Below are 11,504 nucleotides of genomic sequence, written 5' to 3'. Positions count from 1 at the left end.
AATGCTAAACTCGAAGCCCGCACCCCGAAACAATTTCACTCCATATATTGCATATTACAAATATATTTTCTAATTTTGCACCTCGAAATAATTAACAAATTCATTTAACATTATGAACAATTACGAAACTGTTTTCATTTTAACTCCCGTTCTATCTGATGCTCAGGTAGAGGAAGCAGTGAAAAAATTTGAAGATCTTTTAAAAGAAAAGAACTGTGAAATCGTTGCCAAAGAAAACTGGGGATTAAAAAAACTAGCTTATCCAATTCAATTGAAAAAGAATGGATTCTACACTTTAATCGAGTTTAAAGGTGAAGGTACTGTAGTTGCTGATTTAGAATTGGCATTCAAACGTGACGAAAGAGTAATCCGTTACCTGACTACAAAACTTGACAAGCACGCTGTTGAGTACGCTGTAACTAGAAGAACTAAAATCAAAGCGGCTAGAGCTTAATTATTAACCCTATTTTAAAAAAAGACAAGACATGGCAATAGACGAAATGGCTAAACAAGCCTCAGCTGGAGGAGAATCTGAAGTAAAATTCCTTACTCCACTTGATATCAATACAAAATCTGAAAAGAAATATTGTAGATTCAAAAAATACGGAATTAAGCACGTTGATTACAAAGATGCTGATTTCTTATTACAGTTTGTAAACGAGCAAGGTAAAATCTTACCAAGAAGATACACTGGAACTTCTTTAAAATACCAAAGAAAAGTTTCTGCTGCTATCAAAAGAGCAAGACACCTTTCTTTACTACCTTACGTAGCTGACTTATTGAAATAAGACAAAAAATAAATAAGAGAAGAGGGCAACCTCTTCTTTTGTTGCTGAATAAATAATTTAATTCTAACTTGATTTTAGATAAGAGATCTAAGATTTCAGATAAACAGACATTGTCTTCCATCTAATTTCTAATTTCCAGCATCTAAATTCTAAAAAAAGGACAACAACAATGGATATCATCCTAAAAAAAGACGTAGAAAACTTAGGACTTGAGTTTGATACAGTAAGCGTAAAGCCTGGTTATGCAAGAAACTTCTTACTTCCTCAAGGAATTGCACTTTTAGCAACTCCTAAAAACAAAGCAGCTCTTGAAGCTACTTTAGAAGCTAGAAAAGAAGAAGAAGCTAAATTAATCGCTGCTGCTAACGCTGTAGTAGATCAGTTAAAGAAAACTTCTGTTACTATTCCTGCAAAAGTAGGTTCTGGCGACAAGTTATTCGGATCTATCAACAATGCAGATCTTTCTGCTGCTCTTGCTAAAGCTGGAGTTTCTGTAGAGAAGAAATACATCAAAATCCCAGGGAACACTATTAAAAGAACTGGTAAAGTTACTGCAAACATCAGACTACACAGAAATGTTGAGTACAACTTTGAATTCGACATCGTATCTGACGCTCCGGTAGAAGCTCCTAAACCAGCTGCTCCTAAAGCTAAAGTAGTAGAAGAAACTCCTTCTGAAGAAGCTTAAGATTCTAAAGAGATTTTCTCAAATATATAAACCACTTCCTTTGAAGTGGTTTTTTTTTGTATTTGTTGTATTGATATCTTTTTAACTACCCCGTCTTTTTGCGTTGCAAAAATCCACCCCTTCAAGGAAGGAGAATTAGGGTCAGGAAAAGCTTGAGGTAAATATTTATTTCTTTTTCCATTGAATTCCTCAACGCTACTCTATATAACAAATCACGGAACCTCCAAAAAACTCTCAAACTCTCCTACTCTCCACAACTTACTTATCTCCTCTCAGTTTCTGCTGATATTCCGTAGGCGGTACCCCGATTACTTTTTTAAAGATATTACTGAATGAAGAAAGGCTGTTATACCCTACCATCATTGCTATTTCGTACATATTGTATTTGCCTTCCAACATTAATTCCAATGAACGGGTGATTCTCAGAGCCCGCAGAAAACGGACGTAATTCATACCTAAAATCTCTTTAAACTTCCGAGAGAGAGTTCTGGTGCTCATTCCGAATTCTTTCGCCGTAGATTCAATGGTAAGAGGTTTTTCAAGGTTAGCATGGATGTATTTGGCAATCTTCAGAAGGGTTTCATCTTTTGGAAAAGGATGCTGAACCGGAAAAGCCAGCTTTTTATCTCTTTTTTCGGGAAGAATTCCTTTTAAGGCTTTAAGGAAATAATATTTAGCACCATCATTTTTTGTGATTTTCCCATCCCAGTCTTTGGTATACAAGATCATTTCCCTAAGCAAGTGACTGACCGAGTAGATATTAATTTCATCAAAGAAGCCACTTTCATTCTCCTCTTTTTTAAAATAAAAATTGTATAAATCTACTTTTGGGCTGGTTGAGAAAATATAATGCGGCGTTCCCGCCGGGATCCACATAAAGCATCTTGCCGGAAGATACCAATGTTTTAGATCAGTAAAAACATGGACGATTCCGCCCTCTGCATATACCAATTGGGCAGAACTGTGATGATGAATATCTGTGGTGACATCTCCTGTAAGCACATTATACACATAAAATTCTGCATCATCATCTTCTACCGCTTTAAAATGGCTGTCATTCATACAATAAAGGTATAAAGAAAATTTCAGATTGGCGTAAATGAGCAAATCTTTTTCTGCTTTCACAAATCAGGTCCGATACTTCGCACCTTAACTTTGCAGCATCAAAATCATTTTAGCAAAAATCCTTTAAATAAATTATGAATATGACATTTAACGCTGGCAGATATCGGTGCATAGCGTTGTGCTTACTGCTGACAGGCAGTTTTTTACACTCACAAATGATCGACTACCAGCATCTGAGTCTTCAGAAGGCTATTGAGACCGGCTTAAAAAACAATAAAAATATACAGATAAGCCACTTAAAAAAAGAAATGTCTGCCACCAGGGAAAAAGACCTTGCTATGGAAAAACTTCCGGATATAGAATTTCACACCAGCTATAATCAGGTAACCAATCTTTTCCAGCATCAAAACGGCTTTTTCAATAAAGCCACAAAATATGATGTTATTAACGGAATGTATGATTTTACCCTTTCGGCATCAATTCCGGTGTATATGGGCGGAAAAATCAGGAATGCAGAGAAAAAAGCATCTATTGATACCGAAATTTCAGCTTTGAGAACCCATCAGGATGAAAGACAGCTTAAAATGGAGATCATTACCGCTTTTCTTCAGATTCATCATTTAAAGGAGCAGCAAAGTCTTATTAATGATAAAATGAAGGAAGACTCTGTCAATATCAAGCAGGTAAAAGCTTTAAAAGCCAATGGAGTTGTTACAGTAAATGAAGTTTTGAGGACGTCTTTGCAGCTTTCCAACCACACCATGAGCTGGACAGAACTGGACAATGATATACAAATTGCTGAACACAAGCTTAAAACCATTCTTTCTCTTCCGGAAACCCAGGAAATGCATGTAGATACGGAGGATCTTATCTCCGACAGAGCTACGATTCCCTATATTGATGAACTGACGGAAACTGCTTTAAATAAAAACGAATCCGTAGAAATAACCCATAAAAATCTTTCGTTAAAAGAACTGGATCAGAAAATTACAAAAGCGATTTATTTACCCAAAATTACCGCAAGTGGAGAATATTTTATTAAGTATCCCAATATGATGTTTTTCCCTCCTGAGCCTTACGCCTACCGTTTGGGAATGCTTGGAGTGAATCTTACTTATCCCATCGAAAATCTGTATAAAAACAAATACAAGATGCAGGAAGCCCGGGAAAGTATTGATCTGGCAAAGCTCCAGATTGAAGAGAATGATGAAAAGGTAAGACACTCTGTTTATGAAGCTTATAAAAAATTCGAAGAAACCGATCAGAAAGTAAAGATTGCCGAAGAAGCCATTGGCCAGGCCAAAGAAAACTACCGCATTGTAAGGACAAAATATGCGAATAAACTAAGCCTGATCACAGAACTCATCGATGCAGATAATGCTTATCTGGAAGCTGAATCCAATCTTATTTCCGTAAAAATTAACCGACAACTAAAATATTATCAACTCCAGTACACGATTGGAAACTTATAAAAACTATGGCAAAGAAACAACTGACACAAAAGGAAAAAAGAATCAACAAGTCAATTACACTTCTGGCCTGGATCCTGATCATCAGCGGCATCACAGGCATGGTAAGTTTCTATCTCTTCTCAAGAAAAAACGTCACCACGAACGATGCCCAGATCGAACAGTATATTACCCCGGTTTCCAGTAAGGTTTCGGGATTCATTAAAAAGATACGGTTTGAAGAAAACCAGTTCGTGCACAAAGGAGATACCCTAGTCGTGATCGACAACAGAGAGTTCATCAACCAGGTAAAAATGGCTGAGGCTGGCCTTCATGCCAACGCAGAAAATATCACAACCATTGAGAGCGGTGTCAATACAAAGGAAAGTGATTCAAAGATCATTGATGCCAAAATAGCTTCAGCAAAAATTGATATATGGAGAACGGAACAGGATTTTAAAAGATATAAAAACCTGGTGTCTGAAGATGCCGCAACCGAACAGCAGTTTGAGAATGTAAAAGCTTCTTATGAACAGGCAAAAGCTAATCTTTTAGCCTTAGAACAGCAAAAAAATTCAGTAAAGGCCGGTGCTAATGAACAGCAGACTAAAGTGGCTCCGGTAAAAAGCCAGATCCAGCAGAACTATGCAAACCTGAACAATGCCAGACTTTTTCTTTCATATACCGTGATCACCGCTCCTTACGATGGCTGGGTAGGCAGAAAAACAATCCAGGAAGGACAGCTGATCAAAGAAGGCCAGGCTCTGGTACAAATGGTAAGCAAGGAAAAATGGATCATTGCCAACTATAAGGAGACACAACTCGGACAAATCGACACGAAGCAGGAAGTAACAATTACTGCAGATGCCTATCCTGAAATTGAGTTTAAAGGAAAAGTAGTTTCTGTATCACCAGCATCAGGCTCACAGTTTTCTCTGGTAAAGCCTGATAATGCTACGGGAAACTTTGTCAAAATCGAACAGAGATTTCCGGTAAAAATCATTCTCGATACCCATCAAAATAACAAAAAACTACTTTCCGGAATGAATGTCCTGGTGAGCGCGAAGAAGATATAAAGTTTTTGTGTGGGAGGGTTTTAAGTTTTTAGAGTTTTAGAGTTTTAGAGTTTTAGAGTTTTAGAGTTTTAGAGTGAAAGATAGTAAACATCACAAATCCAATTTCTACATCAATAACAGCCAGATTAGATTTTTTTTAGCGGAAAGACGAGACTGCAGCGACAGGCTTTTGGTTATTCTTTAGCGTTTGTCATCTTACCTTTTACTTTTACATTCTGCTCTTTGTCTTTCCGCATTTTATTTCGATGAAATAGTGAGAAATATCTATGCCTTCGCATTAAATTAATAATCACCAATTATCGCATTTACACATCTTATGCAGCATAATACAATTTATCACAAATGGGTCCCGCAATGGCTGAAGCTGCCGCTTCTGGTGTTGGCACTATTTCCCCACCTGATGTTGTTGTCGCTTTTGCATTCCAACAGTGCCTTCACTTCTTCTTTTATGGATGTAGATTCAGATGACATCCAGTATTTATTGATTTTGATGTATGGAACCTTTGTGGTCACTCTTTTGGTTTTACAGAGGTTTATGGCTTATTTCAGCGTTAAATATTATGTTTTGCTGATGTCTTCCATTTCTGTGATCATTCTTTACGCCCTCTCGGTTACCAACAATTACCAGGTCATACTGGTCATAAGATTTCTGGAAGGCATTTTCGGGCTGCTGGAAGGCGCTATTTTTCTCCCGCTGATCATTGCTGAATTGAAAACCAAACACGCTAAGGTAATAGCCTATCTTTTCATGTATACCATCATGCTCACAGGAGGAACAGTCACTACATCACTACTTAAATCAAGCATTGAAAATTATGATTTCCGGCATATGATCTTGATGATGGTTTATTTTCATGTTTTTGTCCTGGTTATCGGAATCGTTCTTTTCAATACCAACCGATTTTTTCCTAAAATGCCACTTTATCAACTGGACACCACAAGTTGGTTCCTGTTGTGGGCCTGTCTTCAGTCAGGAGGGTATGCTATCATTTACGGAAAAAGACTGATGTGGTTTGAGTCTGATACCATTATCATGTCTCTTTTTATATTTCTTCTTTCGGGAGGATTGTTTATGCTCAAGCAAAGGAATTCCAAAAGACCGATCTTTCATTTTGAAGTATTCAGCTCAAAGAATGTGATTGCCGGGATGATCCTTTTTTTTATTTTTTATCCGATCCGTTCCGGCCTGAACAATGTTTACAACATTATGGCAACGGTCTGGAAATGGCCATGGGACTATATTGTCAATATTCAATACTGGAATGTGGCAGGGACGTTTATTGGTATTTTTTTATCGGGAATCTGTTTGGTTCGGGGAATTTCCTCAAGGATTGTTTTCTTTACAGGATTTCTTTTACTGGCCATAGATTGTGCCTGGTTTACGTATACTTTTTATCCTGACACTACCCTTTCTACAATCTGCCCGCCCTTATTTCTGCAGGGAGCTGCTCAGGGATTATTATTTACGCCGCTTGTCTTCTTTTTAATTTCAGGAACACCGGAAGAATATGTGTCCAATGCTACTGCGCTGGGAACAACCACCCGTTTCTGGACAACCGCTATCAGTTATGCTTTGATGCAAAATCTGATGTTATTTTTAACATTAAAACATTCCGACACTCTTAGCGCTAATCTCACGGATACGAATCCTGTCTTCTATAATCAGTGGAGTCAAATCTTTGGAGCCAATATTTCCAAACTACCGGTTAATGATTCTTTATCCATGACAGCCGGTGCTTTTAAAGCTAAAATAACAGCTCAGTCTATTCTACTTTCCAATATGGAAATTTTTACGGGTCTGTTCTGGCTGGCTCTTATTACTGCAATTGGGCTACTGTTGTATCATCCTGTAAAAATAGCAGTACGAAATATCATGTAGAATTACTCGCCCCAAAAAGACCACACTGTTCCGTTGAAAACGGCTAACTGCTTTTTCTGGGTATCATAAACCATCATGCCGGCTGCAGGAGAAATAATATTGAGATGAGGAGAAGCTACTTTCGGTAAAATCATGGCCTTATTATTATCCTCCAGCACCAGAATTCCTGAAACGGAAGATGGTGTGCCTACAGAAACTTTTGCATCAGGCTGATCTGCCAAACCATCCTGCAGACTTGTATCAGCAGTACCTGTTGTATCTACGGAAAGATCTTTCCAAAGGTTATTCTGATAAACTTTCACCTTCATATCCGAAGTATCAAAAACCAGAGTACCATTCACAGGATTCTGAATGCCCGAGGAATTAGTTACCCAGGGAAGAACAAGCCCGCGGTTCTCACTCCCGAATTCAATAGATGATGAAGTTGATTCTAAAACAGTTTTCCCTAAAGCAACCTGTGCATTAAAAATTCCGGAGGCTGTTATTATAATGATTAAGACTATTTTTTTCATAACTATTCAGTTTTTGGTTAATCCGGGCAGGTTTGGGTATTGAAACATTTCCAACCTGCAGCTGTTCCGTCAGTATTGACCTGCAGACAATTTTGTGTGGTATTGTAAACCATCATTCCTTCTTTAAGATCTGCCTGTGGAATGGCTGCTACCTGAGCATCGGTAAGCCTGTTAAGAACAAAGCCTTTATTTTTCGATTCCAATACAACCCAAGCTCCTTTTCGTAAGCCGGGCCAGTTGTTTGCTCCTTTATCTGCCCTGCTTAATGAAGTAATTCCAAAATCCGGAGAAAGAACAGTTCCTGCTGTAGCTGCAGGTTTATAACAAGGTAAAGTCCCCTGAATTGTAACAGTTACCGTTGCCGTGTCACAATTTGACGGAGAAACGGTCTGACAGATCTGATAGACTAAAGTATAATTGCCTGGAGGAGTTCCCGGAGCTACCAGAATATGTCCATCCGTAGTATTCAATGAAATATTGGAATTTGAGGTGGATACCTGAGATAAAATAACATTGGAAAGGGTTGCCTGTGCTCCGCCATACGTTTCAAAATCGTTATCCAGTACAATTCCCACAGAAGATCCTCCTGCAGCAATAGTATAGGTATCATCTACCGCCATTGGGGGGAAATCTCCATTAATGGCAGGACAAAATCCGGGATTAATGATCAGAGGCGCACTACAGCTGTTGGTAGAAGCGCAATCATAGGTAACATTCGTCAGAAAGGTTGGATTACTGTTCATGAAGACCGTACCTGGGTCAGAAATACCTGTTGTTCTTCTGAAATCGAGATTGGGCCCCACAGCCACATTTCCCACCTGAATAGGATTTTGCAACACTATATATCCTTTTTTTGTAGATGAAGAAGGTCCCTGAATGGCAGCATTTCCCCCTTGATACTGGTTCAGCGCCAGTTCTCCTTCATTATAAATAACAGCATCAGCAGGGGCATTATTCATATTTCCAGTAGAAGTAAAAAGTCCAAAATTATAAATTTCACTACTGCTTCCGGACAAATTAATATCTCCCTCAACTGTAAAAAATCCAGTATTGATAATTTTACCACCATTAATATTAAATCCGTTCTGAGATATAATGGTACCACAATTGACATACACACTCTGTTCGTTATTCCCATAGTTACCGCCGATAAATATCAATCCGCCCCCTTCGTTCCTGAATAAAGTGGTAGCAGAACTGCTCATATTCAGGTTTCCGTTAATATTCAGATTTCCAAAATTATCAATCTTATTGGTGGAATTATTCCCTAATTGCAAAACTCCCATTTCTATAAGCCCCTCATTGACAATTTCATTGATCTGTCCGTCAATGGTGAGATTTCCATTCCCTCCGCCTACTGTTATATTCCCGGTATCAAAAACATGAACATTGAGATTGGCAACGCTCGTTATGGTCTGATTAAAATTGAGTGTTCCATGCACTTCAAGGCTTACAGGAGCATTGGCCGCTCCGCTTATACTATTCTGAAACTGCAAGGTAACACCGGAAGCAATGCAAATCTTAGCATTTGTCCCGAACGTCGGATTATTGAATGTCATATCGGAAGTAAAGCAGACTGTTGTATTATCAGGAAAATGATAATTGGGATCGGTAGGGTTTTGAACACCGCAGCCTGTACATTGTGCGTAACTGAAATAATAAAAGAATAAAGGGAATAAATAGAGTAACTTTCTCATCCTTAAATTTAATATAAATAAAACTACAAAATTTTTATCACCAAATAATGAATTTTATAATATTTATCATTAAATTAATGAAGTGATCTTGACTTTTTAGTTTTTATAAATTTCTTAATTGCAATGATTATGAATGCGATAAAATTAAATCCTATCCAACTTGAAACAGTTGTTTCAAATCGATTAAGAATAGTTCGATAACTATCCATCCAAGCATTTGTTCTTTCGATCGAATATCGTTCTCTATAAAGCTTTTTATCTAATATACGCTCAGTGTATTGGCTATTATTTCTTCTGTTATATGCTATATTAGGAATTATTTCTTTTTGTTCGCAAGCCAAAAGTAGATCTACAGAATCAAAACCTTAGGTATAAAGTATTAGTCGTTTTTCTTTTTTTTCGCCCTTGATATCCTACCTCTTCGCCGCCTCGTAATGCCGTGGTATGACTGCCGTCCAGATCTGAACTTGAGAGATCTAACAAGGATTTATATTTTTTTAATAATTGTATCCAACAACTTTTCCATGATCCTTGTTTGCATCAATTTCTATAATGCCCAAAAACTGTTTTATAGCTAAGAACAATACGGCTGAACAAACTCCTAACGGGCAAAAGGTGCCACTGATCCCTGTCTTTAATTTGTACAAAGTACAGCTAATAATCTCAGCCAAAGGAGCTGTTGGCTTAAAGCCTCGTTTGCCTTTTGGTAAATTTGGAATTATTTCATCTTCTATCGTATCTTTGCTAAATACATAGTACATAATGGGGTTGTCTTTGATATAGTTCGCAAAACAAATATCGACAACCCTTTTTAGTTTTCATAATCTTTCAAAAGTCAAAATCACTTCAATTAAAAAATAATATAAAATGATTTTATTTAGATCAATATTTAATTATTATTAATAAATTTCCAACCTATACGATCCTGAAAATAAGAACGTTTAATATTATAAAAGTCACCGATGGAAATTGAGAGTATTCTACTGAAGCAAAGAGATTTTTTCAAAACACAACAAACCAAAAGCCTTGCTTTCCGGAAAATGTATCTTGAAAAGCTTAAAAACCTTATTATTTCTCATGAAAACATGCTGTATGAGGCTATTAACAAGGATTTTGGAAAATCAAAATTTGATACCTTCACCACCGAATTGTCTTTTATTCTGAATGATATTAATTATTATATCAAAAATTTAAAATCCCTTTCAAAGCCTAAAAAAGTCAGAACCAATCTTGTCAACCAACTGGGAAACAGTAAAATTTACGCTGACCCGCTTGGCTGTGTACTCGTCATTGGAGCCTGGAATTATCCTTATCAGCTGTCATTTTCTCCCATTATTGCAGCAATGGCTGCCGGAAACTGCTGTATTCTTAAGCCCAGTGAAATCGCTGAAAATACAATGAAGGCAATGGCAAAAATCATCAATGAAAATTTCCCTCCCGAATATCTGTATGTGTATGAAGGCGGTATTGGTGAAACCACAGAGCTTTTAAAGTTAAAATTCGACAAAATATTCTTTACCGGAAGCACTAAGGTTGGAAAGATCATTTATCAGGCTGCTGCAGAACATTTAACGCCTGTTGTGCTTGAATTGGGCGGAAAATCGCCCGCTATTGTAACCAAAGATGCAGATCTTGAGGTAGCTGCCAAAAGAATTGTATGGGGAAAATTCCTCAATGCCGGACAAACCTGTGTAGCCCCTGATTATTTGCTAGTTGAAGAATCTGTCCATGAACAGTTTCTGGAAATGTTGAGAAAATATATTACGGAATTTAAATACGGACCGGACTCTGAACATTATACAAGAATTATTAATCAAAGAAACTTCCAACGGCTGATGAATCTTATCAATAAGGAAAAAGTTTACTTTGGAGGAAATTTTGATGAAAAGAACCTATTTATAGAACCTACCCTTCTGAATAATGTAAGTTGGGAAGATGATGTTATGCAGGAAGAAATTTTCGGACCTATACTCCCTGTCATCAGCTTTACGAATTTCAATCTGGTTCTTACTACTATTCTGGAGCTTGAAAAACCACTTGCTGCCTATCTTTTTACCCGGAATTCCGAAGAAAAAGAAGCGTTCACCACGAAATTGTCGTTTGGTGGAGGATGTATTAATGATGTGATCATGCATTTAGGAAATGACCGTCTTCCTTTTGGAGGGGTTGGAAACTCAGGTATTGGAAGTTATCATGGAATATATGGTTTTGAAGCATTTTCTCATCAGAAATCCATTCTTGAAAAAGCAACCTGGGGCGAGCCTGATATAAAATATCCGCCTTATTCTGAAAAGAAATTAAGCTGGATCAGGAAACTGTTATAAATAAAAAACCGGGAAATTTCCCGATTA

General features: G+C 37.4%; 10 protein-coding genes and 1 pseudogene. 7 read left to right on the top strand and 4 right to left on the bottom strand.

Annotated features, from left to right (window positions below):
• The first annotated feature begins 112 nt into the window (after nt 1-112).
• From rpsF to rplI, 3 genes are all read left to right on the top strand, one after another.
• Nucleotides 113-454, top strand: a complete 342-nt coding sequence (gene rpsF / locus DRF60_RS13405) for a 30S ribosomal protein S6 (protein WP_034706729.1) — start codon at nt 113-115, stop codon at nt 452-454.
• Between the two features lie 31 nt (nt 455-485).
• A complete protein-coding gene (rpsR, locus tag DRF60_RS13400; protein ID WP_034706728.1) occupies nt 486-788 on the top strand; it encodes a 30S ribosomal protein S18 in 303 nt (100 codons plus the stop codon).
• A gap of 169 nt (nt 789-957) precedes the next feature.
• Nucleotides 958-1,476 (top strand): 50S ribosomal protein L9, encoded by a 519-nt coding sequence (gene rplI / locus DRF60_RS13395; protein WP_111958111.1) that lies wholly within the window; start codon nt 958-960, stop codon nt 1,474-1,476.
• A 258-nt stretch (nt 1,477-1,734) separates the two neighbouring features.
• Here the strand turns inward: rplI and DRF60_RS13390 are convergent, their stop codons facing one another.
• Nucleotides 1,735-2,538: a helix-turn-helix domain-containing protein gene (locus DRF60_RS13390; RefSeq protein WP_116012534.1), complete on the bottom strand. Its 804-nt coding sequence runs from the start codon at nt 2,536-2,538 to the stop codon at nt 1,735-1,737.
• A gap of 218 nt (nt 2,539-2,756) precedes the next feature.
• Here DRF60_RS13390 and DRF60_RS13385 point away from each other — a divergent pair, with 218 nt between their 5' ends.
• The 3 genes from DRF60_RS13385 (at nt 2,757) to DRF60_RS13375 (ending at nt 6,944) form a co-directional block, all read left to right on the top strand.
• Nucleotides 2,757-4,013 carry a TolC family protein gene (locus DRF60_RS13385; RefSeq protein WP_116012533.1) on the top strand — a complete coding sequence of 419 codons (1,257 nt, stop codon included), beginning with the start codon at nt 2,757-2,759 and terminating at the stop codon, nt 4,011-4,013.
• Between the two features lie 5 nt (nt 4,014-4,018).
• Nucleotides 4,019-5,065, top strand: coding sequence for an HlyD family secretion protein (locus tag DRF60_RS13380; protein ID WP_116012532.1), 1,047 nt, complete (start codon nt 4,019-4,021; stop codon nt 5,063-5,065).
• 316 nt (nt 5,066-5,381) lie between these two features.
• Nucleotides 5,382-6,944 carry an MFS transporter gene (locus tag DRF60_RS13375; protein ID WP_116012531.1) on the top strand — a complete coding sequence of 521 codons (1,563 nt, stop codon included), beginning with the start codon at nt 5,382-5,384 and terminating at the stop codon, nt 6,942-6,944.
• Between the two features lie 2 nt (nt 6,945-6,946).
• Here DRF60_RS13375 and DRF60_RS13370 read toward each other — a convergent pair whose 3' ends face one another.
• From DRF60_RS13370 to DRF60_RS13360, 3 genes and pseudogenes are all read right to left on the bottom strand, one after another.
• Entirely contained in the window at nt 6,947-7,456 is a 510-nt protein-coding gene (locus tag DRF60_RS13370; RefSeq protein ID WP_116012530.1) for a hypothetical protein, read from the bottom strand.
• A gap of 17 nt (nt 7,457-7,473) precedes the next feature.
• Nucleotides 7,474-9,153 (bottom strand): hypothetical protein, encoded by a 1,680-nt coding sequence (locus tag DRF60_RS13365; RefSeq protein ID WP_116012529.1) that lies wholly within the window; start codon nt 9,151-9,153, stop codon nt 7,474-7,476.
• A gap of 74 nt (nt 9,154-9,227) precedes the next feature.
• Nucleotides 9,228-9,914 (bottom strand): annotated as a pseudogene (locus DRF60_RS13360) (IS5/IS1182 family transposase).
• 201 nt (nt 9,915-10,115) lie between these two features.
• Here DRF60_RS13360 and DRF60_RS13355 point away from each other — a divergent pair.
• Nucleotides 10,116-11,477, top strand: coding sequence for an aldehyde dehydrogenase (locus DRF60_RS13355; RefSeq protein WP_116012528.1), 1,362 nt, complete (start codon nt 10,116-10,118; stop codon nt 11,475-11,477).
• The last annotated feature ends 27 nt before the right edge of the window (nt 11,478-11,504 follow it).

This window comes from Chryseobacterium elymi (assembly GCF_003385495.1).
In the GTDB taxonomy this organism is placed as follows: Bacteria; Bacteroidota; Bacteroidia; order Flavobacteriales; family Weeksellaceae; genus Chryseobacterium; species Chryseobacterium elymi.
The sequence above is the reverse complement of the archived record's forward strand: the minus strand, read 5'-3'. Positions and strand labels throughout refer to the sequence as shown.